Source organism: Rhizobium sp. Root149 (assembly GCF_001427345.1).
Classification (GTDB): domain Bacteria; phylum Pseudomonadota; class Alphaproteobacteria; order Rhizobiales; family Rhizobiaceae; genus Neorhizobium; species Neorhizobium rhizoryzae.
This window is the reverse complement of sequence record NZ_LMGD01000022.1, coordinates 1-24,718: the sequence shown is the minus strand read 5'-3', so window position 1 is coordinate 24,718 and position 24,718 is coordinate 1. Positions and strand designations below refer to the sequence as shown.

General features: G+C 58.3%; 21 protein-coding genes. 17 read left to right on the top strand and 4 right to left on the bottom strand.

Annotated features, from left to right (window positions below; genetic code table 11):
- Positions 1-67: 67 nt before the first annotated feature.
- Entirely contained in the window at positions 68-2,785 is a 2,718-nt protein-coding gene (gene secA / locus ASD54_RS18355) for a preprotein translocase subunit SecA (RefSeq protein WP_062556278.1), read from the bottom strand.
- Between the two features lie 265 nt (positions 2,786-3,050).
- On the opposite strand from secA, the gene ASD54_RS18350 reads away from it, so the two are divergent.
- The 6 genes from ASD54_RS18350 (at position 3,051) to ASD54_RS27465 (ending at position 7,154) form a co-directional block, all read left to right on the top strand.
- Positions 3,051-3,893, top strand: coding sequence for a peptidylprolyl isomerase (locus ASD54_RS18350; protein WP_062556277.1), 843 nt, complete (start codon positions 3,051-3,053; stop codon positions 3,891-3,893).
- Positions 3,894-3,974: 81 nt separating this feature from the next.
- Positions 3,975-5,216 carry a bifunctional glutamate N-acetyltransferase/amino-acid acetyltransferase ArgJ gene (argJ, locus tag ASD54_RS18345; RefSeq protein ID WP_062556012.1) on the top strand — a complete coding sequence of 414 codons (1,242 nt, stop codon included), beginning with the start codon at positions 3,975-3,977 and terminating at the stop codon, positions 5,214-5,216.
- A complete protein-coding gene (locus tag ASD54_RS18340; RefSeq protein ID WP_062556011.1) occupies positions 5,197-6,006 on the top strand; it encodes a GNAT family N-acetyltransferase in 810 nt (269 codons plus the stop codon). The genes argJ and ASD54_RS18340 overlap by 20 nt, the downstream gene beginning before the upstream one ends.
- The gene (gene mutT, locus ASD54_RS18335) at positions 6,003-6,416 is read left to right on the top strand and encodes an 8-oxo-dGTP diphosphatase MutT (RefSeq protein ID WP_062556010.1); all 414 of its coding nucleotides are present in this window, start codon (positions 6,003-6,005) and stop codon (positions 6,414-6,416) included. The genes ASD54_RS18340 and mutT overlap by 4 nt, the downstream gene beginning before the upstream one ends.
- Before the next feature lie 138 nt (positions 6,417-6,554).
- Positions 6,555-6,896 carry a hypothetical protein gene (locus tag ASD54_RS18330; protein WP_062556009.1) on the top strand — a complete coding sequence of 114 codons (342 nt, stop codon included), beginning with the start codon at positions 6,555-6,557 and terminating at the stop codon, positions 6,894-6,896.
- 75 nt (positions 6,897-6,971) lie between these two features.
- Entirely contained in the window at positions 6,972-7,154 is a 183-nt protein-coding gene (locus tag ASD54_RS27465; protein WP_156379291.1) for a Flp family type IVb pilin, read from the top strand.
- Positions 7,155-7,180: 26 nt separating this feature from the next.
- Here ASD54_RS27465 and ASD54_RS18325 read toward each other — a convergent pair whose 3' ends face one another.
- Positions 7,181-8,047: a methyltransferase domain-containing protein gene (locus ASD54_RS18325; RefSeq protein WP_062556276.1), complete on the bottom strand. Its 867-nt coding sequence runs from the start codon at positions 8,045-8,047 to the stop codon at positions 7,181-7,183.
- A 220-nt stretch (positions 8,048-8,267) separates the two neighbouring features.
- On the opposite strand from ASD54_RS18325, the gene ASD54_RS18320 reads away from it, so the two are divergent.
- The 4 genes from ASD54_RS18320 to ASD54_RS18305 are packed head-to-tail and all read left to right on the top strand — an operon-like array spanning position 8,268 to position 10,628.
- Positions 8,268-9,044 carry a ComF family protein gene (locus tag ASD54_RS18320; protein ID WP_062556008.1) on the top strand — a complete coding sequence of 259 codons (777 nt, stop codon included), beginning with the start codon at positions 8,268-8,270 and terminating at the stop codon, positions 9,042-9,044.
- A 38-nt stretch (positions 9,045-9,082) separates the two neighbouring features.
- Positions 9,083-9,340, top strand: coding sequence for a glutaredoxin 3 (gene grxC, locus ASD54_RS18315; protein ID WP_062556275.1), 258 nt, complete (start codon positions 9,083-9,085; stop codon positions 9,338-9,340).
- Between the two features lie 11 nt (positions 9,341-9,351).
- Complete coding sequence (locus ASD54_RS18310) at positions 9,352-10,203, top strand: carbon-nitrogen hydrolase family protein (protein WP_062556007.1); 852 nt, start codon at positions 9,352-9,354, stop codon at positions 10,201-10,203.
- The gene (locus ASD54_RS18305) at positions 10,200-10,628 is read left to right on the top strand and encodes a DUF1178 family protein (RefSeq protein ID WP_062556006.1); all 429 of its coding nucleotides are present in this window, start codon (positions 10,200-10,202) and stop codon (positions 10,626-10,628) included. Before ASD54_RS18310 ends, ASD54_RS18305 begins: the two co-directional genes overlap by 4 nt.
- 4 nt (positions 10,629-10,632) lie before the next feature.
- Here the strand turns inward: ASD54_RS18305 and ubiG are convergent, their stop codons facing one another.
- On the bottom strand, positions 10,633-11,382 hold the full coding sequence (ubiG, locus tag ASD54_RS18300) for a bifunctional 2-polyprenyl-6-hydroxyphenol methylase/3-demethylubiquinol 3-O-methyltransferase UbiG (RefSeq protein WP_062556005.1): 750 nt from the start codon (positions 11,380-11,382) through the stop codon (positions 10,633-10,635).
- Positions 11,383-11,613: 231 nt separating this feature from the next.
- On the opposite strand from ubiG, the gene ASD54_RS18295 reads away from it, so the two are divergent.
- The 7 genes from ASD54_RS18295 to clpB all read left to right on the top strand — a co-directional run bounded on the left by ASD54_RS18295 (position 11,614) and on the right by clpB (position 22,185).
- Complete coding sequence (locus ASD54_RS18295) at positions 11,614-12,333, top strand: SH3 domain-containing protein (RefSeq protein WP_082547274.1); 720 nt, start codon at positions 11,614-11,616, stop codon at positions 12,331-12,333.
- A gap of 218 nt (positions 12,334-12,551) precedes the next feature.
- Positions 12,552-13,826, top strand: coding sequence for an aspartate kinase (locus ASD54_RS18290; protein WP_062556004.1), 1,275 nt, complete (start codon positions 12,552-12,554; stop codon positions 13,824-13,826).
- 88 nt (positions 13,827-13,914) lie between these two features.
- Positions 13,915-16,185, top strand: a complete 2,271-nt coding sequence (gene ptsP / locus ASD54_RS18285) for a phosphoenolpyruvate--protein phosphotransferase (protein ID WP_062556274.1) — start codon at positions 13,915-13,917, stop codon at positions 16,183-16,185.
- A 27-nt stretch (positions 16,186-16,212) separates the two neighbouring features.
- Positions 16,213-17,292 carry a peptide chain release factor 1 gene (prfA, locus tag ASD54_RS18280; protein ID WP_062556003.1) on the top strand — a complete coding sequence of 360 codons (1,080 nt, stop codon included), beginning with the start codon at positions 16,213-16,215 and terminating at the stop codon, positions 17,290-17,292.
- A 2-nt stretch (positions 17,293-17,294) separates the two neighbouring features.
- The gene (gene prmC / locus ASD54_RS18275) at positions 17,295-18,170 is read left to right on the top strand and encodes a peptide chain release factor N(5)-glutamine methyltransferase (protein WP_062556002.1); all 876 of its coding nucleotides are present in this window, start codon (positions 17,295-17,297) and stop codon (positions 18,168-18,170) included.
- Positions 18,171-18,474: 304 nt separating this feature from the next.
- On the top strand, positions 18,475-19,338 hold the full coding sequence (locus ASD54_RS18270) for a DUF4167 domain-containing protein (RefSeq protein WP_062556273.1): 864 nt from the start codon (positions 18,475-18,477) through the stop codon (positions 19,336-19,338).
- Positions 19,339-19,584: 246 nt separating this feature from the next.
- The gene (gene clpB, locus ASD54_RS18265; protein ID WP_062556001.1) at positions 19,585-22,185 is read left to right on the top strand and encodes an ATP-dependent chaperone ClpB; all 2,601 of its coding nucleotides are present in this window, start codon (positions 19,585-19,587) and stop codon (positions 22,183-22,185) included.
- Positions 22,186-22,243: 58 nt separating this feature from the next.
- On the opposite strand, the gene ASD54_RS18260 is transcribed toward clpB, so the two are convergent.
- Positions 22,244-24,184 carry a M23 family metallopeptidase gene (locus ASD54_RS18260; RefSeq protein WP_062556000.1) on the bottom strand — a complete coding sequence of 647 codons (1,941 nt, stop codon included), beginning with the start codon at positions 24,182-24,184 and terminating at the stop codon, positions 22,244-22,246.
- Positions 24,185-24,718 lie beyond the last annotated feature (534 nt).

Sequence of the window (24,718 nt, the reverse complement as noted above, 5' to 3'; positions counted from 1 at the left end):
TGCCATGCAAAAAGGCCCCGGAAACCGGAGCCTTTCAGATATTGCTCATTCGATTTAGTTTTGCGTATCAGGCCTGCTCGAACGCGCCATGGCAATGCTTGTATTTCTTGCCGGAACCGCAAGGGCAGGGTTCGTTGCGACCAACGCGTCCCCAGGTCTGCGGGTCATTGGGGTCACGGTCTTCCGGAGCAGCCACAGCCATGAAGCCGCCGCCGTTCTGGCCAAACTCGTCCTCACCGGTCGTCGCGTCGAGATGATGAACCTGCATGACCGGCGGTGGCTGAGGTGCCTCCGGTTCGTCACGCATCAGTTCAACACGCATCAGCTGCGCCGTTACACCCTCGCGCAGGTTCGCCAGGAGCGCCTGGAAGAGTTCGAAGGCTTCCGCCTTGTATTCCTGCAAGGGGTCACGCTGGGCGTAGCCTCGGAAGCCGACGACAGACCGCAGATGGTCCAGATTGACGATATGCTCGCGCCACAGATGATCGAGCGTCTGGAGCAGAACGGACCGCTCGACATAGGTCATGATTTCGGCGCCGAAACGCTCGGCACGATCCTTGGCCGCAGCGTCTGCAGCCGCTGTGATGCGTTCGCGGATATCGTCTTCCGCGATGCCTTCTTCCAGCACCCAGTCTTGGATAGGCAGATCGAGGTTCAGCTGTTGCAGAACCGCTTCCTTCAAGCCAACCGCATCCCACTGCTCGGCGTATGCCCGCTCTGGAATATGCTTGGTGACCAGGATCTCGATCACTTCATGACGCATGTCGGTGACGGTTTCCGTGAGGTCCGTCGCGTCCATCAGTTCGATACGCTGTTCGAAGATCACCTTGCGCTGATCATTCGTCACGTCATCATACTTCAGCAAGTTCTTGCGAATATCGAAGTTGCGGGCTTCGACCTTCTTCTGCGCGCGCTCCAGAGCCTTGTTGATCCACGGATGGACGATGGCTTCGCCGTCCTTGAGCCCCAGCTTCTGAAGCATGCTGTCCATGCGATCCGAGCCGAAAATGCGCATCAGGTCATCCTGAAGCGACAGATAGAACTTCGAACGACCCGGGTCACCCTGACGACCGGAGCGGCCGCGCAGCTGGTTGTCGATACGCCGGCTTTCATGGCGCTCGGTTGCCAGGACGTAGAGCCCGCCTGCGGCGAGTGCCTTTTCCTTCAACTGCTTGACCTCGGCGCGGATGGCCGCTTCCTTCGCGTCGCGCTCCGGACCCGGCTCCATGCCGTCCAGTTCGCGCTCGAGGCGCATGTCGATATTGCCGCCAAGCTGGATGTCGGTACCGCGACCGGCCATGTTGGTGGCGATCGTGACAGCGCCGGGAACGCCAGCCTGACTGACGATGTAGGCTTCCTGCTCGTGATAACGGGCGTTCAGGACGTTGAACTTCTCGAAGCCCGCCTGCTTGAGCATGGCCGCCAGAAGTTCCGACTTTTCGATGGAGGTCGTACCCACCAGAACCGGCTGGCCCTTTTCATGGGCAGCCTTGATCTCTTCGATGATGGCCTTGAACTTCTCTTCCGCGGTCCGGTAGACCTCGTCGCTTTCATCGATACGCTGGATCGGGAGGTTGGTCGGAACTTCCACGACATCCAGACCATAGATGTTGGAAAACTCTTCCGCTTCCGTTGCAGCCGTACCGGTCATGCCGGCCAGCTTCTCGTACATCCGGAAATAGTTCTGGAAGGTAATGGACGCCAGGGTCTGGTTTTCCGGCTGGATCTGCACCTTTTCCTTGGCTTCGAGCGCCTGGTGCTGGCCTTCGGAATAACGGCGACCCGGCATCATGCGGCCGGTGAATTCGTCGATGATGACGATCTCGTCGTTGCGGACGATGTAATCCTTGTCGCGCTGGAAGAGCTTGTGTGCCTTCAGCGCATTGTTGATGTGGTGAACGATCGCAACGTTCTCGACGTCGTAGAGCGACTCGCCCTTCAGAAGGCCCGCCTGACGCAGCAGGTTCTCGAGTTTTTCCGTGCCGACTTCGGAGAAATTGGCGGAGCGCTGCTTTTCGTCGATCTCGTAATCTTCCGGTGTCAGGGCCGGGATGAAGCTGTCGATCGTGTTGTAGAGTTCGGAGCGGTCGTCCAGCGGACCGGAAATGATGAGCGGCGTGCGCGCTTCATCGACGAGGATCGAGTCCACTTCGTCGACGATCGCGAAGTAGTGGCCGCGCTGAACCATCTGGCCGCGATCATACTTCATGTTGTCGCGCAGATAATCGAAACCGAGTTCGTTGTTCGTCGCGTAGGTAATGTCGCAGGCGTAGGCCGCGCGGCGCTGGTCGTCATCGAGACCGTGGACGATAACGCCCGTCGTCAATCCCAGGAAGCCGTAGAGGCGGCTCATGATGCCTGCGTCGCGGCTGGCGAGATAGTCGTTGACGGTCACGACGTGGACACCACGCCCTGTCAGCGCATTAAGATAGACCGGAAGCGTCGCGACAAGCGTCTTGCCTTCGCCGGTCTTCATTTCTGCGATTGCGCCCTGGTTCAGGATCATGCCGCCGGTCAACTGTACATCGAAGGGTCGCATGCCGAGCACACGGCGCGCTGCTTCGCGAACCACAGCGAAAGCGGGGACAAGAATGTCTTCGACCGTCTTGCCGTTTGCCAGCTCCTGCCGGAATTCAACCGACTTTGCTGCAAGCTGCTCGTCGGTCAGCGCCTTCATCTTCTCTTCAAGGGCGCTGATGGCTTCCACGCTCGAACGATAGCCGCGCACGCGGCGATCGTTGGCGGAGCCGAAAAATTTGCGTGCAATCGCACCAAGGCTGACCATGCACATGGTCCTTTCTGAATCGATTTGGCATCAGGCTGCCGAGCGCTCCTGGTTACTGCTTCAGTCGATGAAATTTTCACAGACAAATTACAGTACCCGCCCGGAAACTGTTCTAGACGCGAAGTAGCGTGACAGATAAGAGGGGGGTTGAATGATGTCAACGGTTCTGGCCGATACAGAATGGCCACAATCCGGTGTTTCTGAAGGTGCCATGGCCGGAATCGGGCAGACTGAAACCGGTGCTTTACTTGAAAGGTCCTACCTTATGTTTCGCTCCAAATTCGTCGCAGCGGCGACCCTGGCCGCAGCGTTCACGTTCCACTCGCCTCTCGCTGCGCAGGACAACCCTGTCGTTGCGAAAGTGGGTTCGGTGGAAATTCGCAAGTCCGACCTCGATACGGCAATCGCAAATCTGAGCGCGCAGTATCAGCAGCTGCCGGACGAACAGAAGACCGTCGCGGCGCTTTCGCAGGTCATCGATATCAAGCTGGTGGCCAAGAAGGCTGAAGATGCCGGAATCCAGAACAGCGATGATTTCAAGCAACGCATGGTGTTCCTCAAGGAACGCGAACTGCACAATGCCTATCTGCGCGATCAGTTCGACAAGCTGAAGCCGGAAGAGGTCAAGGCACGCTACGACAAGGAAATCGCAGCGATGCCGAAGGAAGAAGAAGTTCACGCACGTCATATCCTGGTGAAGACCGAAGACGAAGCCAAGGACATCATCAAGCAGCTTGATGCCGGCAAGGACTTCATCGAACTGGCCAAGGCGAAGTCGGAAGATTCCAGCAAGTCCGACGGTGGCGATCTTGGCTACTTCACCAAGGGCCGCATGGTTCCTGAATTCGAAGAGGCAGCCTTCTCGCTTCCAAAGGGAAGCTACACCAAGACCCCGGTGAAGTCGCAGTTCGGCTATCACGTCATCAAGGTCGAGGATAAGCGCAATGCCCAGCCGCCAGCTTTCGACCAGGTCGAGCCGCAGGTTCGCCAGATCGTGATGCAGGAAAAGTATTCGTCCATCATCGATGAGGCCAAGAAGGCCCAGAAGGTGGAAATCGTGGACGAAAATCTGCGCAAGGGCTATGACGAACTGACCAAGAGCGAGTAATAGCTCTTAACAAGCCTGCACCGGCCCGCTTTGGCGGGCCTTTTCTTGTCCGGAAGCCAATCCTTGTCTGGAAACTGAGCCATGTCGTCAGCTGTTTCTCCCCTCGCTCCCAAAACCTATCCAGAGATGCCGACTGTGCGCGGCGTGCGGATGGCAACAGCCGCCGCTGGTATCAAGTACAAGAACAGGACCGATGTTCTGCTGATGGTATTCGATGAGCCCGCTTCTGTTGCGGGTGTGTTTACCCGGTCGAAATGCCCGTCCGCTCCGGTTGATTTCTGCCGCACGAACCTGCCCCATGGCGTAGCGCGCGCAGTCGTCGTCAATTCCGGCAATGCCAATGCCTTCACGGGCGTGAAGGGCAAGGCCGCGACCGAGCTGACGGCAGACTCAGCCTCAAAGGCGGTGGGTTGCCAGACGAACGAGGTCTACCTGGCTTCGACCGGCGTTATCGGCGAACCTCTGGATGCCACGAAATTCGCTGGTGTACTGGGTGACATGCATGGATCTGCGGTCGGTGACTTCTGGCTGGAAGCGGCCAAAGCCATCATGACCACCGATACCTATCCGAAGGTTGCCACGCGTACCGCCGAAATCGACGGCGTTCCAGTCGTGATCAACGGTATTGCCAAGGGCGCCGGAATGATTGCGCCGGACATGGCCACGATGCTGTCCTTCGTCGTGACCGACGCGGACATCGCGCCCGCCGCCCTTCAGGCGCTCTTGTCCGAGGGCGTTGGCCCCACATTCAATTCCGTGACCGTCGACAGCGACACCTCCACATCCGATACGCTTCTTCTGTTTGCAACAGGCAAGGCGGGTGAAGACGGCCAGAAAAAGGTCGAGAAGGCGGATGATCCGCGCCTCGTTTCCTTCCGCGATGCGCTGAACGACCTCCTCAAGGATCTGGCACTTCAGGTCGTGCGCGATGGTGAAGGCGCCCGCAAGATGGTGGCCGTCACGGTGACCGGTGCCGAGAGTGATGCAGCTGCAAAGCGTATCGCCCTATCCATCGCCAACTCTCCTCTGGTCAAGACCGCGGTTGCCGGTGAGGACGCCAATTGGGGCCGCGTTGTAATGGCTGTCGGCAAGTCCGGAGAAATGGCGGACCGTGATCGGCTGGCGATCTGGTTCGGCGATATCCGGGTAGCTGTCAACGGTGAGCGCGATCCGGACTATTCCGAAGCCGCGACGACTGCCGTCATGCAGCAGGAAGACATCTCGATCCGCGCCGATATCGGTCTCGGGAATGGTACGGCGACGGTCTGGACCTGCGACCTGACCAAGGAATATGTCGCGATCAATGGCGATTACCGGAGCTGATCGATTGATGCAGGCGACATCCTTCCACGGCAACCTGCCGCTCGTGCGCCGTCTGGAAGCTGTGGGCTTCCGGGCCTGGCCAGCGGCCTCCGTGGTCTATGATGGCAGCTGGCAGGTGCGTCTGACGGGCGGACATCCCTCCAAACGGCTCAACTGTGTCGTGCCGCTCGACCCGTCGGACTATCATGATGCCGAAGTGCGGATCGAAAAGGCCCGGAAGCGCTTCGAGCATTACGGTCGCCCGCTTGTGGTTCGTGAAACGCCATTGGCACCCCAGCCTCTGCTTGGACGGTTGGCGCAATCCGGCTGGGAGCCATTCGAGACCGTTCAGGTGATGACGGCTGACCTGACTGTTCTGGAGCTGCCGGATACGCTCGACCATATTCCGAGCCATGATGTGGGCCGCTTCATCGACGTACTTCTTGCCGTTCAGGGGGATGATCTCTCTCTGAAGCCTGCGCTCGCCGAGATCCTGACCGCGATCCGTCCTGCGACGGGGTTCTTCACCTCCGAGCATGCAACGGATGGCCCGCTTGCGGCGGCACTTTGCGTGCAGGACAATGATCTTGCGGGTATCCTCTCCTTTGCCGTGCTCGAAGGGCGCCGTCGTCAGGGGATCGGTACCGAAATGCTGTCCGCTGCGCTTCGATGGGCACGAATCAGTGGCGCAAGAAGCAGTTGGCTGCAGGTTCATGCCGACAATGCTGCAGCCATCGCGTTGTATCGCAAGTTCGGCTTCCGTAATGCCTATCATTACCGTTACTGGCGACAGAAGGATTCGACTGTATGAGCTCTCCAGGTCGCCGTCTGCTCCTGGTTGCTGCCTGCGCCCTTGTGGACACAGACGGCCGCATCCTTCTGGCGCAAAGGCCGGAAGGAAAGAACCTTGCGGGTCTCTGGGAGTTTCCTGGCGGCAAGGTGGAGCCCGGCGAGACCCCGGAGGAAACGCTCGTGCGCGAACTTCACGAGGAACTCGGTATTGCCACCAAGGTGCCGTGCCTGGCGCCGCTGACCTTTGCCAGCCACACATACGAGGATTTCCACTTGCTGATGCCGCTCTATGTGTGCCGGCGGTTTGAAGGAATTCCCGTTGGGAAAGAAGGACAGGCCATTAAATGGGTGCGTCCGGCCAATCTTCGCGACTATCCCATGCCGCCCGCGGATGAGCCGCTCATTCCTTTTCTGCAGGATCTACTCTGATCTCAAAAAAGAATATGACAGGGATTCAGTTATCCACAGACACGGTGCGCTCACGCATAAGATCAGTCGCGCGTTAACAGATCCTTTAAGGGATCGATACAAGATAAGGCGCTATTGAACTAAATTGACGAGGCTCCGATGGATGACGAATTCTGGAAGACGGTCCGTGCTCAGCAACGGGCTTCGATCAGATCGGGCAGAACCGGTAGAACCGGCGTTCTGAATATAGCACTCCTATTTGGTACGGCTGCCATCGCCCTGTCGCTCATCGTGACTCCCATGCTTGCCAATCGGCAGGACAGCAAACGATTGGCCAACGTTCAGCAGGATTTCGATCTGATTACGACCGGATCAGTAAAGCCAGCGGACAAACCCGCAGACCGTGGCGTCAAACATTATACCATCCGCAAGAGCGTTCTGCAGGATACACCTGGCTCCGTCTGCATCGTTCAAGGTTACGGCGCGTCCACCCCCTGTTAACTGGCCAGGGCTAATATCCTGGCGCAAGCGGTTGCAAATGGAGTAAGCCCAGCGCTGTGACCGACAATCAATGCGGTGTTGACGGAGAGTGGATTGTACTGGATTCTAAGATGTCTCCGTCACACAGAAGGCGCAACAGCCGTCGAATATGGGCTTATTGCCGGTATCATCGGAGGAGCGCTCATTCTTGGGATCGGCGCCTTTTCAGACAATCTCAGCGCAATGTTTACAACCATCAATGATCTCATCAAAGTTTGACGGTTCGTCGACCGAGATCTTCCAGCCTATTTTGGTTTCAGTGCGTCGGCGAGGCGCATTTTGGCGGAGCCGGGTTTCAGCGGTTTCTGCTGGCTTTCATGCGGCGCCCATCCAGACACATAAACGATGGAGAACGTTGCGCGTATGCGGCCGTCCGCATCGGAAAACCGCTCCGCATAGATTTGCGCGGCTCGCATGAAGAACTGACGTGAGACAGGTTTGCGGCTGCGTCCACTGAGCGGATTCGTCATGCCCATGGCACGCAGATCCCGCATGAGATCGAAGATCGTGTCGTAACGAACAGTGTAGTTTTCCGCGTCGATCACCGGAAGCGCAAAGCCCGCCCGCTGCAGCAGTCCGCCAATATCGCGCACATCCGCAAACGGAATGACGCGTGGGCTGGCGCCTGCGTAGATCTCGGCCTCCGCGGCCAGCAATACCTCGCGCAGTTCCTGCAGGGTTCCCGCGCCGGGAATGGCTGCCAGCAGCAGGCCGTCGGGCCTCAAGGCGCGGCGCATGCGGATGAGCATGCCGGGCGTATCATTGGTGACATGAAGCGAGAGCGGAGAGAGAATGAGGTTGACCGATTGGTCCTCAAGCGGCACCTCTTCGAGACCCGCGAGCTCGGTTGTGCTCTCAGGTGTTGCGAACGCGCTGCCGGTCTCTATCCTGGTCAGCTTTCCGATGCGCCCAGTCGCCAGGGCATGCGCTGCAGCAAGACCTGTGGCGCCATGCAATTCCACGGCGTCGTCAAACTGTCGCTCCACCACGGACAGTCTTTCCGCCAGTTCTTGCGCCACGATGTTCAGCAGGAAGTCACTGCCGGGCTGTAACATGCGTGCGGCGCGCTCCCGTCGCGCGGTGATCAGATCCAGATCGAAGAGAATGTCCATGATGATACTTACCCGATAATGTCGAAGGTCCGCGCGGCATGCGTCTTCTATCGCGTTGGGGTTCAGCATGATAGATAGCGTCTTCATTTGAATTCGTTTGTCTTTTCTATCAATGCCGTTTGAGTGTCTCTCCAAAGCACGTCCAGTCAAAGTGAGTCAGCGGTTTACGTCCGGACTGCATAAAAACAATTCGATAGAGCATTTCTGGAGATCTGTTCATATGGGCTTTGTTTTGCCCGGACACGACAGGAATTTTGTAAAGCGATGGGCGACGGTTCTGGTCCGCCCCGTTCTCGACGCGATCTATCCGCCAGCCTGTGCTGCCTGCGGTATCCGGACCAGGCGACATTATGCGCTGTGCCCCAATTGCTGGCGCGACATGCGTTTCATCGAACGTCCCTATTGCGAAGTGCTTGGCATTCCATTTCGACGGGATCACGGAGAGGGCATGGTGTCAGCGCAGGCCATTGCCGACCCGCCTCCCTTTGATCGCCTCAGAAGCGTGGCCTTGCATGAAGGCCCGGCGCGACGTCTCGTCCATTCTCTCAAGTACAAGGACAGGACGGAGCTTGCTCCCATGCTGGCCGCCTGGATGATGCGCGCCGCCCAGAGCGAATTACAGGCCTGCGACATCATCATTCCGGTTCCCTTGCACTGGACGCGGCTCTTCTCGCGCCGGTTCAACCAGGCGGAGGAGCTATGTCGTCATCTGGCGCGCCTTTCCGATCGTCCCATGATGGCGGCATCCCTCATCCGGCGAAAGCGGACCCGCCGCCAGGTCGGCCTGACAGCGTCCGGTCGCGAGGAAAATCTCCGCGCCGCTTTCAGGATGGCGAAGGGCCATGAAAACGATGTCTTTGGAAAGCGCGTCGTGCTGGTGGATGACGTCTATACAACGGGTGCGACAATTTCGGCGGCATCGCGGGTTTTGCGGCGCGCAGGTGCAGTCGATATCACGGTTTTGAGCTTTGCAATGGCTGTTCCTGAGCCTATATGACAGTCAATATGGACGTGCTCGATAAGGGGAATGAGGATATGGCTGAAGTTGTCATCTATACGCGCCAGATGTGCGGCTACTGCGCGCGGGCGAAGTCGCTTCTCCAGTCGAAGGGCGTCGATTTCGTCGAGCATGACGCTACCTTCTCCCAGGAATTGCGCCAGGAGATGATCGGCAAGGCCAATGGCCGGACGACCTTTCCGCAGATTTTCATCAATGGTCAGCATGTTGGCGGTTGCGACGATATCCACGCGCTGGATCGCGATGGCAAGCTGGATCCGCTTCTGGCGGCGTGAGGTTGAATGACATGGCAAAGCTTGCTGTGGTTCAGATGTGCTCAGGCGTTGATGTCGGTCGAAATGCCGACGCCATGGAGCGACTTGTTCGAGATGCGGCTGACCAGGGTGCCGTCTATATCCAGACACCGGAGATGACAGGAGCGCTGCAACGCGATCGTGCTGCCTTGCGCGCCAGCCTTCGCGATGAGGAAAGTGATCTTATCATCTCCCGTGCGCGGTCGCTGGCAAAGGAACTGGGCGTCCATGTTCATGTCGGTTCGACGGCCATCGGCCGCCCGGACGGCAAGATCGCCAATCGTGGTTTTCTGGCAGCACCGGATGGTGCCAAAGTCTGTGCCTATGACAAGATCCATATGTTCGATGTCGATCTGGACAATGGTGAAAGCTGGCGGGAAAGCTCTGCCTATGAAGCAGGTGAGGCGGCGCGCGTCGCATCACTTCCCTTCGGGAAGCTCGGTTTCGCAATCTGCTATGACGTGCGCTTTCCGCAATTGTTCCGCAGCGAAGCCCTGGCCGGTGCCGAAATTCTGACTGTTCCCGCCGCTTTCACCCGCCAGACGGGTGAGGCGCATTGGGAAATTCTCCTGCGTGCCCGCGCGATCGAAAACGGCGCCTTCCTGCTGGCCGCTGCCCAGGGCGGCAAGCATGAAGACGGTCGCGAAACCTATGGCCATTCGATGATCATCGATCCATGGGGGCGCGTGCTGGCCGAAGCGCCCGGCGAAGGCGAAGCGGTTCTGGTTGCGGATGTAGATGTGGGCGAGGTGGCTGCAGCACGGCGCAAGATTCCCAACCTACGCAATGCAAGAGACTTTTCGCTCGAGGAGGTAGGTCTCACGGCGGAGAGGATCGCAGTGTGATCCGCTACACCCTTGTCTGCGACAACGCCCACTCCTTCGAGGGTTGGTTCTCTTCGAGTTCCGATTTCGATCAGCAGGTGGAAAGCGGTTTTCTAACGTGCCCGGTCTGCAATTCCGCGTCCGTCTACAAGGCGTTGATGGCTCCATCTGTTTCCACCGCCCGCAAACAGGAACAACGGCAGCAGGTTGCCATGGATATTGCGCGGCAGGAGGCGATTGCGAAGCTGCGCGAGGCGGTTCAGACCATTCGCTCCTCCGCTGAAGATGTGGGCGAGCGGTTCCCCGAAGAGGCGCGGAAAATCCATTACGGCGAGACGGAGCAGCGCGGTATCATCGGTCAGGCGAGCCTGAACGAGGTGCGCGAGCTCATTGACGAGGGGATCGAGGTCGCGCCGCTTCCGGTGCTGCCGGAGGATGCCAACTGATCCTTCAGGCAGAAGGCGGCCGCTTGGTGAGCAGCATATAGTTCACATCCATGTCCCTCGACAGATTCCAACGGTCCTGAAGAACATTGTAGAACACGCCGGTGCGATGAATGACATCCATGCCGCTGGCGGTGAGGGGACGTTCGATTTCTTCCGGCTTGACCAGCTTGTCGTAGGAATGTGTACCCTTGGGCAGCCAACGGAGGATGTTTTCCGCGGCGAAGATCGCCAGCGCATTGGCCTTGAAGGTGCGGTTGATGGTGGCGATGAACATCAGCCCGCCTGGACGCACCATGGAAGCGCAGGTGCTGATGAACAGGTTCACATCCGCAACATGCTCGACGACTTCCATGTTGAGCACGACATCGAAGCTTTCGCCCGCTTCGGCAAGTTGCTCGGCGGTTACCGCACGGTAATCGACGGAAACCCCGCTTTCGGCTGCATGCGTCTGGGCGATCCGGACGTTTTTCTCGGAAGGATCTGCTCCGACGACGGTTGCGCCCATCCGGGCCATCGGCTCTGACAGGAGACCGCCGCCGCAACCGATATCCAGAAAGCGGAGACCTTCGAAGGGACGGCTGCTTTTGGGATCGCGGCCAAAGTTTTCGCAGACCCGATCGCGAATATAGCTCAATCGTACCGGATTGAACTTGTGGAGCGGCTTGAACTTGCCGGTGGGATTCCACCATTCTGCCGCCATGGCGGAGAAACGATCCACTTCACCTTGATCAATTGTGGTCGCGGTATCGGACATTGTTCGGCTCCTTGATCCTTGATTGTACGTCAAGTCGGTTGGAGCGGCTCACTTGTCAAGCCTGCCGTCTTGTCGCAGAGGCTAATCGGGCACATCTCTTGGCGATGGGGTGGGCCCGTTTCGATTCTCTTCTGTTATCGAACGACTTAAAAAAACCAAATTCAACATGGTTCTGTGAGCGCAGAAGGGACGTTGAACAAGCGAAAACAAGATTTCCCGAGGAGGAAACCTGTGAGACGTCATATTTTGAAGGCTTTGGCAGTCGCGGGTCTATGTGCGGTTCCGGCTGTCGCATCCGCCGCGACCAATGGTTTTGCCACGGCCAATGTCAACATGCGGTCCGGACCCAGCACGCGTTATCCGGCTGTGGTGGTCATCCCGGTCGGTGCGCCGATCGTCATCAATGGTTGCCTGAATGCCGTCAACTGGTGCGACGTGACGTTTGCACGTGGCCGCGGCTGGGTTTCCGGCAACTATATCCAGGCAACGTTCCGTCAGAACCGCGTCTATGTTGCGCCGAACTATTATCGCTCGCTCGGCATTCCAACCATTACGTTTGACGTGGATACCTACTGGGGCCGCTACTATCGCGATCGCGACTTCTATCGCGAGCGGGATCGCTGGCGCAGCTGGGATTACCGTCGTGATCTGCCGCCGCCTCCACCTCCGGGCTGGAGCGATCGCAGGCCGGAACCAGACTGGAACCGCGACCGCGATCGGTATCGCTACGAAGACCGTAACCGCTATGACAATGGCGACCGTCGCGATCCGCGGTGGGATAATCGAGAGCCAGAACGTCGGGATCCGCGTTGGGACAATCGTCAGGGCGAGTTCGAGCGTCCCCGTCCGATGCCGCAGCCGCAGGTCGAGGAGGCTGACCCCGGTCGTCAGTTCCGCGGCGGCTTCCGGGGTTGCACGCCGGGCAATCCGTGCGAAATTCCGGGCAACTGATTGTAGACTGCGTGGGCTGCCGCAGAGGCGGCCCACGCAACCCTGCTTTGCCATTTCTTTCGCATCCGAGCGACCTTCCGCAACGAATCGCTTTTCCGTTGCGCCTAACTAACCTTTTCGCTAAGACGACGCCGCAAGCTCTGGCCGCCAAGGCCAGCGCCAACGGGGTTCAAGTCGCGCCCGCTCCCAACGGCGCGCAAAGGTGGTTTTGATCAGCGATGGCACGCATTGTCATGAAGTTCGGCGGCACCTCGGTCGCCAATCTCGAGCGCATCCACAACGTTGCGCGCCATGTAAAACGCGAAGTCGACGCAGGCCATGAAGTGGCCGTTGTCGTCTCCGCAATGTCGGGCAAGACAAACGAACTTGTAGGCTGGGTACAGGATACGCCGAAGGTGGCCGGTGCCTCTTCGCCGTTCTACGATGCGCGCGAATATGACGCCGTCGTGGCATCTGGCGAGCAGGTGACGTCCGGTCTCCTGGCGATTGCGCTGCAATCCATGGGCATCAATGCCCGTTCCTGGCAGGGTTGGCAGATCCCGATCAGAACCGACAATGCGCATGGCGCCGCCCGCATTCTCGATATCGATGGTTCCGATATCATCCGCCGCATGGGCGAGGGCCAGGTGGCTGTGGTCGCCGGCTTCCAGGGTCTCGGCCCGGACAATCGGATCGCGACGCTGGGCCGTGGTGGATCCGATACGTCGGCCGTCGCCATCGCTGCAGCCGTTAAGGCTGACCGTTGCGACATCTACACAGACGTCGATGGCGTCTACACTACGGATCCGCGCATCGTGCCCAAGGCGCGACGCATGAAGAAGATTTCGTTCGAGGAAATGCTGGAAATGGCCTCCCTCGGCGCGAAGGTTTTGCAGGTTCGCTCTGTCGAGCTTGCCATGGTGCACAAGGTTCGCACCTTCGTTCGCTCCAGTTTCGAGGATCCCGATGCGCCGGGCATGGGTGACCTCATCAATCCGCCCGGCACTTTGATTTGCGACGAGGAAGAGATCGTGGAACAGGAAGTCGTCACCGGCATCGCCTATGCCAAGGATGAAGCGCAGATTTCGTTGCGCCGCGTAGCAGACCGTCCCGGCGTATCAGCCGCTATCTTTGGTCCGCTGGCCGAAGCGCATATCAATGTCGACATGATCGTCCAGAACATTTCCGAAGACGGTTCGAAGACCGACATGACGTTCACCGTGCCGTTTGGTGACGTTGAAAAGGCAATGCAGGTTCTGCATTCCAACAAGGACAAGATCGGCTTCGACGTCGTGCAGAACGAAACCGGCCTGTGCAAGGTTTCCGTTGTCGGTATCGGCATGCGCAGCCATGCTGGTGTTGCCGCAACGGCCTTCAAGGCGCTGGCCGAGAAGAGCATCAACATCCGTGCGATCACCACATCCGAGATCAAGATCTCGATCCTGATCGACGGCGCCTACTCGGAACTTGCGGTTCGCACTTTGCATTCTGCTTACGGTCTCGATAAGAGTTGATATCGAACCGGCGCGGTTGCGTCGTCCGAATGGGCGGCGCATGATCTTCCGGATAGAGTGAATGAGAGATTCGGGAGTACAGATGCCGATGAGAGACCTGTCGGCGGGCCCGCGCGTCCTGCTTAAAAGATTGCGGGAACTGATGGCTGAACCGCTCGAGCCGCAGGAGCGTCTTGACCGGATCGTTCGCCAGATTGCCAGCAACATGGTGGCCGAAGTGTGTTCGGTCTATGTGTTGCGTTCGGATGGCGTGCTCGAACTTTATGCTACCGAAGGTCTCAACAAGGATGCCGTTCACCTTGCCCAATTGAAAATGGGGCAGGGTCTTGTCGGCACGATTGCCGCATCTGCCCAACCACTCAATCTTTCGGATGCGCAGGCGCATCCAGCATTCCGCTATCTCCCTGAGACGGGAGAGGAAATCTACCATTCGTTCCTCGGTGTGCCGATCCTGAGAGCTGGTCGCACTTTGGGCGTTCTCGTCGTTCAGAACAAGGCGCAGCGCAACTACCGCGAAGACGAGGTAGAGGCGATGGAAACCACCGCAATGGTGATCGCCGAGATGATTGCGACCGGAGAACTGAAGAAGATTACCCAGCCGGGTCTGGAGCTGGATCTCACGCGTGCCATCACCATCGACGCCGATGGTTATAATGAAGGTATCGGTCTCGGCCATGTTGTTCTGCATGAGCCGCGCGTCGTCGTTACCAATCTCCTGAACGAGGACGCTGACAAGGAAATCAGCCGTCTGGCGGAAGCCATCGGTTCGCTCCGGCTGTCCATTGATGACATGCTGTCGCGTCGCGAAGTGGCGCAAGAGGGCGAGCACCGCGAGGTCCTTGAGACCTATCGCATGTTCGCGCACGATCAGGGCTGGGTGCGACGGATGGAAGAAGCCATCCGCAACGGTTTGACGGCGGAAGCAGCTGTCGAAAAGGTACAGAGCGACACCAAGGCGCGGATGATGCGCCTGACGGACCCGTATCTGCGAGAGCGGATGCACGATTTCGATGATCTGGCGAACCGTCTGCTGCGGCAGCTCACCGGCTTTTCCGGCCGGGCCATGGATCAGAGCTTCCCGAGCGATGCAATCGTTTTTGCCCGCGCGATGGGTGCCGCCGAGCTTCTGGATTATCCCCGCGCCAATCTGCGTGGCCTCGTGCTGGAAGATGGAGCCGTCACAAGCCATGTGGTGATTGTTGCCCGTGCGATGGGAATTCCGGTCATCGGTCAGGCCGCCGGTGTTGTGGCGCTGGCGGAAAACGGCGATTCGGTCATCATTGATGGGGATGAGGGTCAGGTTCATCTGCGTCCGGTGACGGACCTCGTGAAGGCCTATGAGGAAAAGGTTCGTCTGCGGGCGCGGCGCCAGGAGCAGTTCAGGGCTCTGCGCGATGTGGATCCCGTCACGCGTGACGGCAAGCGGATCAGCCTCCTGATGAATGCAGGTCTGCTGGTCGACCTGCCGCAACTGGCTGAATCGGGCGCCGATGGTATCGGTCTGTTCCGGACAGAACTGCAGTTCATGATCGCCTCGCAGATGCCGAAGCTGGAAGAGCAGGAAGCCTTCTACCGCAATGTGTTGCGTCAGTCGGCGGGTCATCCCGTGACGTTCAGGACGCTGGACATTGGCGGAGACAAGGTCGTTTCCTATTTCCGTGCCCAGGAAGAGGAAAATCCGGCTCTGGGATGGCGCGCAATCCGCCTGTCGCTCGATCGTCCAGGTCTTCTGCGTACCCAGTTGCGCGCGCTGCTGCGGGCGTCTGCCGGCGCAGAGCTCAAGATGATGCTGCCCATGGTGACGGAAGTCTCCGAAATCCGGGCGGTGCGCGACCTGATGCAGAAGGAAGTTCAGCATCTCTCGAAATTTGGCCACAGCCTGCCCCGCAAGTTGCAGTTCGGAGCCATGCTCGAAGTGCCGGCCCTGATGTGGCAGCTGGACGAATTGATGACGGAGGTGGATTTCGTCTCGGTCGGTTCCAACGATCTGTTCCAGTTCTCGATGGCAGCGGATCGTGGCAATGCCCGTGTGTCCGATCGCTTCGATATTTTGGGCAAGCCGTTCCTGCGGATCCTGCGCGACATCGTGCGGGCGGCGGATCGCAACAAGACGCCACTGACGCTGTGCGGTGAAATGGCTGGCAAACCTCTCTCTGCAATGGCGCTGCTGGCAATCGGCTTCCGCTCGGTTTCCATGACGCCGACGTCCATCGGACCGGTCAAGGCCATGCTGCTCGGTCTTGACGTCGATCTCCTGGCAGAACAATTGAACCAAGTGCTGGACGATCACCGTTCCAACACGTCGATACGGGAACTGTTGGTAAGCTTTGCGGCTTCCCACAATATTCCGTTGTCGTGATCACAGACATGACTGGAGTTGAGTAGGGTGGCGAAGCTTCCTGTCGACAAGATGCGCGAGCTGGAGCGCCGCTTTGGTGAGATCGAGGCACGCATGGCGGAAGGCCCTGCTGCTGATGTCTATGTCAAGCTGGCCTCGGAATATTCCGAGCTGCAGCCGGTTGTGACGAAAATCCGCGAATACCAGAAAGCCGTTGCAGAGGAAGCAGATCTACGTGCTCTCCTGGCCGACAAGGCGACGGATCGCGAAATGCGTGAACTGGCCGAGCTGGAGCTGCCGGAAGCCCAGGAAAAAGTGGAAGCGCTGGAGCAGCAGATGCAGATCCTGCTGCTGCCCAAGGATGCTGCGGATGAAAAAAGCGCCATCCTGGAAATCCGGGCAGGGACGGGAGGCTCGGAAGCGGCACTTTTTGCAGGCGATCTTTTCCGGATGTACGAGCGCTTTTCCTCCACAAAGGGGTGGAAAGTCGAAGTTCTCTCTGCAAGCGAGGGTGAGGCCGGTGGCTACAAGGAAATCATCGCGACGGTGTCCGGCCGCGGCGCCTTTGCAAAGCTGAAGTTCGAATCGGGTGTGCACCGGGTTCAGCGCGTTCCTGAAACCGAGGCCAGTGGCCGAATCCACACCTCCGCAGCAACGGTTGCCGTTCTGCCTGAAGCGGAAGACATCGACATTGAAATCCGGCCGGAAGACATCCGGATTGATACGATGCGCTCCTCCGGCGCAGGCGGACAGCATGTCAACACGACCGACTCCGCGGTGCGAATCACCCATTTGCCGACCGGCCTGATCGTGACCAGTTCCGAAAAGTCACAGCACCAGAACCGGGCCAAGGCCATGCAGGTGCTGCGGTCCAGGCTCTATGATATCGAGAGACAAAAGGCGGACAGCGAACGCTCCGCCGATCGCAAGAGCCAAGTCGGTTCAGGCGACCGTTCGGAGCGCATTCGTACCTATAATTTTCCGCAGGGCCGCGTGACCGATCACCGCATCAATCTGACGCTCTATAAGCTGGATCGGATGATCGCGGGTGATATCGACGAGATGGTGGATGCCCTGATCTCCGATTATCAGGCAGGTCAGCTGGCTCAATTGGGCGAGCAGGGTTGACGATGCGGCTCGCGCAGCTCGTGGCGCAATGCAAGGCCCGCCTCGCGGAGGCCGGAATTGCTGACGCTGCCTTCGATGCACGCATGCTGGTGCTCAGTCTGCTGGGGCTGGAAACAAAGGATCTGCTGATCAAGGGAGATCAGGAGATTGCGGCTGCAGACGTTGCGCGTATTGAAGGCGCAATTCGGCGGCGCCTGGCGCGCGAGCCTGTGCACCGCATTCTGGGCGAGCGGGAGTTTAGAGATCTCAGGCTGAAATTGTCTCCGGGCACACTGGAGCCGCGTCCTGATACAGAGGTTCTTGTCGAGGCTCTTCTTCCCCTCGGTCAGGAAATCGCACAGCGAGTATCTTCTCCCCGGCTTCTGGATCTCGGTACGGGAACGGGCGCCATTGCGCTTGCATTGCTGCATGAACTGCCGCAGTTCACGGGCCTGGGTGTCGATATTTCAACGGACGCCCTTGAAACGGCCAAGGTCAATGCCGACCTGAATGGGATGGGCCAACGCTTCACGACGCTCGAAAGTTGGTGGTTCGAGCATGTTACTGGCCGGTTCGACATAATCGTGTCGAATCCGCCGTATATCGAGACAGGGGTCATTCCACAGCTGGAACCTGAGGTGCGGATGTTCGATCCCCACCTTGCACTCGATGGTGGCAAGGATGGGCTCGATGCCTATCGGAACATTGCCAGTGCTGCAGGAGACCACCTTGAACATGGTGGAATTATAGCGGTCGAAATTGGCTATGATCAAAAGCAAACGGTGACGGCCATCTTCATCAGCTGTGGATATACTTTGGAATGCGCCGTACGAGACTACGGCGAAAATGACCGCGTTCTTGTTTTTGCGCGAAAAAGCGATGATTCTGCCACGGTTTAGCAGGTTGTTGCAGTCGCGAAAGAAAAGGCTTGGAATTGGACAAGAAGCGGGCTAGTTTGCACGCACGCATTAGGCGGCTGGGAGTGAACGGAGATTCGTTCAATTTAAGCTCAACCGCAAACTGCTCTCCTTGGAGAGCTTCCGAGGTTGAACAAGACCTGGTGCGTGCATCAGATAAACTGACTTCCACCAGCAGCAGGACGGATTGATCCGCTTGCTTGCGGCACGTGAAGACTGCACCGAAAGAACGGGCAGCCGCGTGGCCCTTAATCAGCAAAGCACAAAGAATTCAGGTGAAAAATCGATGAGGCCAGGACAGCAGAATAAGCGTGGTCGGGGGCGTGGTAACAATAACAACCAGAATGGCGGCGGTGGCGGCGGCGGCGGCGGTAATAATTTCAACCGCAAGGGTTCCAATCCACTGACCCGGACCTATGACAGTTCAGGCCCAGATATAAAAATTCGTGGTACGGCTCAGCATGTAGCCGAAAAATACGCGACATTGGCTCGCGATGCCCAAAGCGCTGGCGACCGCGTCATGGCTGAAAACTATTTGCAGCACGCCGAACACTACAATCGTATCATTGCTGCGGCTCAGGCCCAGATGCAGGAACGCTACCAGCGCGATGATCGCCACGACTACAATGAGCGTGAGCAGGACGATACGGACGGCGGCGATCTTGACGATAACGGCGGCAGCCAGCCGCAGATCAGCGCTCCTCAGCCGCAACCTCGCGAGCAGCGCGAACAGCGTGACCAGCAGCCGCGTGAGCAAAGAGAGCCGCGCGAAGGCAGAGAGCCTCGTGAGGCCAGAGAACCGCGTGAGGGTAGAGAGCCTCGCGAGCCTCGTGAACAGAGAGAGGCTAGAGAGCCTAGAGAGCAGAGAGAGCCGCGTGAACCAAGACGTGCTCCCGTTCAGGCCGCTCCTGCGCCGATTCTCGATGAGAACGCGGTTGTCGATGGCACTGGTCCGCAGCCAGTCATCGAAGGTGTTCCGGCCGAGGTCGCCCTGGAAGAAGAAGGTGCCACCGCTCAGCCGCAGCGCCAGACCCGTCGTCGCACCCCGGGCACCCGTCCACGTCGTCCACGCCGCACGGCGGAAGGCGAGGAAGGTGCCGAAGCTGCAGCTTCCGATGCACCGGCGCTTGAAGACGTGGCCTCGGAATAAGGTGACGGAAGGAAACGCGTGCGCTGTCCAAGCGACACTGGCGTGCCGAATTTGATTTTTGAGCAACCCTGGCGAAAGCCGGGGTTTTTCATTTGAGACGTCTTTAAACTCGAAAAAAATCCTCCCATATCTTCATCGAAGTCCTGTTTGGAAATGACCGGACAGGAAGGGCTCGCCTTTGAGGGAGCTCAAACCCAACCATCGGCCTGTGCCTTATAAGGGCAGGGCGATCTACGGAGGTTCACTATGAATATCGAAAAATATTCCGAGCGCGTTCGCGGTTTTCTGCAGTCAGCCCAGACGCATGCTCTTTCGGAAGGCCATCAGCAGTTCACCCCGGAGCATGTGCTCAAGGTGCTGCTCGACGATGACCAAGGCATGGCATCCTCTCTCATAGAGCGCGCTGGCGGAAACGCGAAGGAAGCACGGCTGGCCAATGATGCGGCGCTCGCCAAGCTGCCGAAGGTTTCCGGCGGTAACGGGCAAGTCTATCTCTCGCAGCCGCTTGCTCGTGTTTTCTCGACAGCAGAAGATGCCGCCAAGAAGGCTGGCGACAGCTTCGTGACCGTCGAGCGCCTGCTGCTTGCGCTAGCCATCGAAGGCACTGCGTCGACCTCCGCCAGCTTGAAGAAGGCAGGCGTCTCTGCCCAGGCGCTCAATCAGGTCATCAATGATATCCGAAAAGGGCGCACTGCTGACTCGGCCAATGCCGAGCAGGGGTTCGACGCTCTGAAGAAATTCGCTCGTGATCTGACCGCTGAGGCGCGCGATGGCAGGCTCGATCCCGTGATCGGTCGCGACGATGAAATCCGTCGCACGATCCAGGTTCTGTCGCGTCGCACGAAAAACAATCCCGTTCTGATCGGTGAACCGGGCGTCGGTAAAACGGCGATCGCCGAAGGCCTCGCCTTGCGCATCATCAACGGTGATGTTCCCGAAAGCCTGAAAGACAAGCGGCTGATGGCGCTCGACATGGGTGCCCTGATTGCGGGCGCCAAGTATCGCGGTGAATTCGAGGAGCGCCTGAAGAGCGTTCTGAACGAAGTTCAGGCTGAAAATGGTGAAATCATCCTCTTCATCGACGAGATGCACACGCTTGTCGGCGCTGGCAAGGCCGATGGCGCCATGGACGCCTCGAACCTGCTGAAGCCTGCGCTCGCCCGCGGTGAGTTGCATTGCGTTGGTGCCACGACGCTTGAAGAATACCGCAAGCACGTGGAAAAGGACCCGGCGCTTGCCCGTCGTTTCCAGCCCGTCGTGGTCGATGAGCCGACGGTTGAGGATACGATCTCGATTCTGCGCGGTCTGAAGGAAAAGTACGAGCAGCACCACAAGGTCCGGATCTCCGATTCGGCACTGGTGTCTGCTGCAACGCTTTCCAACCGCTACATTACGGACCGGTTTCTGCCGGACAAGGCCATCGACCTGATGGACGAGGCGGCATCACGCCTGCGGATGCAGGTCGATTCCAAGCCGGAGGAGCTCGATGAACTCGATCGTCGTATCATCCAGCTCAAGATCGAGCGTGAGGCGCTGAAGAAAGAAACCGATCAGTCGTCTGCGGACCGTTTGAAGCGGCTTGAAACGGAATTGACCGCGCTGGAAGAGCAGGCCGATGCGCTGACCGCCCGTTGGCAGTCTGAAAAGCAGAAGCTTGGTCTGGCGGCCGATCTGAAGCGCCAGTTGGATGAAGTTCGCAATGAACTCGCCATTGCCCAGCGCAAGGGCGAATATCAGCGTGCTGGAGAGCTGACTTACGGTGTCATTCCGAACCTGGAAAAGGCTTTGAAGGAGGCGGAGGACCGCGATTCGGCTAGTACGTCCATGGTTCAGGAGGTTGTGACCCCGGATGCGATTGCCCATGTGGTGTCGCGCTGGACGGGTATTCCGGTCGACAAGATGCTGGAAGGAGAGCGTGACAAGCTTCTTCGGATGGAAGACGAGCTGGCGAAATCGGTCGTCGGGCAGGGCGATGCCGTACAGGCTGTTTCCCGTGCCGTTCGCCGTTCCCGTGCAGGGCTTCAGGATCCGAACCGGCCAATCGGTTCGTTCATCTTCTTGGGCCCGACAGGCGTGGGCAAGACGGAGCTGACCAAGTCGCTGGCGCGCTTTCTGTTCGATGACGAAACCGCCATGGTTCGCCTCGACATGTCGGAATACATGGAGAAGCACTCCGTATCTCGGTTGATTGGCGCTCCTCCCGGCTATGTAGGCTATGATGAAGGCGGCGCACTGACGGAAGCGATTCGTCGCAAGCCCTATCAGGTGGTCCTGTTCGATGAGATCGAGAAAGCCCATCCTGACGTGTTCAACGTCTTGCTTCAGGTTCTGGATGATGGCCGCCTGACGGATGGACAGGGTCGGACGGTCGACTTCAAGAACACGATCATCATCATGACGTCGAACCTTGGCGCCGAGTATCTCACGGGCCTTGGCGAAAATCAGGATGTCGATAGCGTTCGGGAGCAGGTGATGGATGTCGTCAAGGCGTCCTTCCGGCCTGAGTTCCTGAACCGCGTGGACGAGATCATTCTGTTCCATCGCCTGCGTCGAAACGAAATGGGCACGATTGTGGATATCCAGATGAAGCGGCTGCTGTCGCTTCTGGCAGATCGCAAGATCGCAATTGAGCTTGGCGAAGATGCCCGTGAATGGCTTGCAGATAAGGGCTATGACCCGGTTTACGGTGCGCGTCCCTTGAAGCGGGTCATTCAGAAGTATCTCCAGGATCCATTGGCGGAACAGATCTTGGGCGGCCAGATCGTGGACGGCGCAACGGTGAAGGTTTCTGCCGGGTCTGACCGATTGCTCTTCTATGTCAGGAAAGACGTCGCCGAAGCAGCGTGATGGAAGATTGAAATGGCGGCTCCGGCCGCCATTTCGCATTTTGGCCGCGCCAAGTGGTTTAACGGCTTGCGACCATTTCGCCCGTATTGGATGCCAAAAGCGCATCGATGCGTTTGCGTTCGTCCTCGAACTTGGCAAGCGCTGTGCCGCTGAGCGATTTGCCACCGGGCAGGCGCACTTTCATGGCATCTACCTTTGTTCCGTTGACGATGAGCTCGTAATGCAGATGCGCGCCGGTCGAGGAACCAGTCGAGCCCACATAGCCTATGACCTGGCCCTGCGTGATTTTGGCCCCTTCGCGGACACCTTTGGCGATGGCGCTCTGGTGGTTGTAGGAGGTTTCATAGCCGTTAGGGTGACGGATAATCGTCTGGTTACCGTAACCGGAAGCCCATCCGGCCTTTTCAACCACACCGTTACCCGTTGCAATGATGGGTGTGCCACGAGAGGCCGCCCAGTCCGTTCCCGTATGCATGCGCGAATAGCCCAGAATAGGGTGCCGCCGCATGCCAAAGCCGGAGGTCAGACGACCGTTTGGAACGGGGTTGCGAAGGAGGAACTGCCGGATGCTCTTGCCATCCTGATCGAAATAATCCACCGAATTGTCATCAGGATTCTGGAAACGGTAGAAGCGTGTCGTCGTATCCCCGAACCGTGCATTGACATAGAGAAGTTCGGACTTCGGGCCGGCCGCACCCTTGTCGTTCGCGGCAGAGAAGAACGCCTCGATCGTGTCGCTCGGCTTCAACTGCGCCTGGAGATCTATGGTGCTTGCAAGCAGCTTGACCATCAGCGATGTCATGTCCTGCGTCATCCCGTAGGAAAGTGCAGCCTTGTAGATCCCATCATAGACGCTCGGGAGGTCGCGACCGGCAAGAATGACTGGCTTGTCATTTGAGAAGGCCGTGTCCACGGCATCCAGATGGCTTGGCTCAAGGCCGGTCTTGTAAGCACCCCGGTCATCAAGTGCGATGGTCGCGAGATGACCGTTCTGCCGGTAGACGCTGACGCGAATGACCGACACCATCTCCCCTTCCTGGATAAGACCGACGCGCAGGACATCGCCCTGTTCGAGATTGGGGCTGACCAGCCGCGAGGAGAGTTCCCGGCCGATCTCAATCGATTTCTCCTTGGGATAACCCACGGCCACAAGCGCATCTGCAATCGTGGTATTTCTTCGGATCGGTATTACGTCATCCGCATAATCACGTGTTTTGGGTGTCACAGGTTCCGGCACAGACACGGTCATGTTCTGTTCGAGGATGCGCGCAGAAATTTGTGAGCCGAGCGAGAGCACATCGTCTTCGTCGTCACCGTCAAAGCGTTGCGGATCGACATAATACATCGCCGCGATCTGGCTGCTGCCATCCGTCAGAAGGGAGCCGTTGGAGCGAACGTTTTCCTCGACCTCGTCGACGGTCATTCCAGGAGCATAATCCAGAGGTGCCTTTGTTGTCGGAAAGGCTACCGTTTGCAGACTGATTTCAGACTCGACCTGCGCGCCATAGATGACGCCCGTGGACGGTCCGCCCGGATCCGGCTGGGATTCGCCTGTGGAGAAGATCGTCAGCGGGTCAAAGTTAGGGTAATTTTCCTGGGTGACATGGTTCGCAGCGAGCGTCATCCGAACATGCGAGAAGGGTTGCCTGCGAACCACCTCACGGTTTCCCTCCTTCACCATGGTAGAGACTTCCATAACCTTGCGGTCTGTCGGCATGGCGATGACATTGCCAGCGAACAGGCGCTTGCCACGCGAGACCGTATCATTGGGGTGAGATGGAATGGATGCGAAAGCCTCCGCCGGGATTGCCAAGCGCTGACGCCCATCCAGCGCTGCAAACAGAGCAACACCCATGAGTACTGAAGAGGTTATTCCGGTGAGGAACGTACCGGAGAGCCACCGAAGTGATATCTCGCGCCGATCAGGAGAACGACGGCCATCCGCCAGTATCGGTTCCTCGTTGCCGAGCGAAGAGACCATGTTGCGTGGCGGAACCATGTCGTGAAGCCATCCCCGTTTCCAACCGTCTATCGCGGTCATTCCCCTACGGTGTGCCAAATTCAAGGCGGCATGTCAAAACCAGCCACGAACAGACATTGAAAGCGTGCTCTAGAGACAGATTGTGAAGATTCGCGGGCGAGGGGATCGCATCGGGTGCGGAGGGTGCTGTTTTGGCCTGATTGCTGGTTGTTTTGGCGGCTTGGGTTTTGTTGAATTGGGTGGGTTATTGTGGCTGTNAGGGGATCGCATCGGGTGCGGAGGGTGCTGTTTTGGCCTGATTGCTGGTTGTTTTGGCGGCTTGGGTTTTGTTGAATTGGGTGGGTTATTGTGGCTGTACGGAAATTACGTTTATATTTCAGTGAGTTGTTAGTTTTGCGACGAATTTGTAAAATGAGGTGTTGACGCTTGGTGGGGTGGTTTGTATAAGCCGTGTCACTGACGAGGGCGGCGGCGCTGCTGGCGACGAAGTCCTTCGTTCTTGAGAAAGTCTGGGTTTGACTGGATAGTTTCTCGAGGGATTGATGATCATTG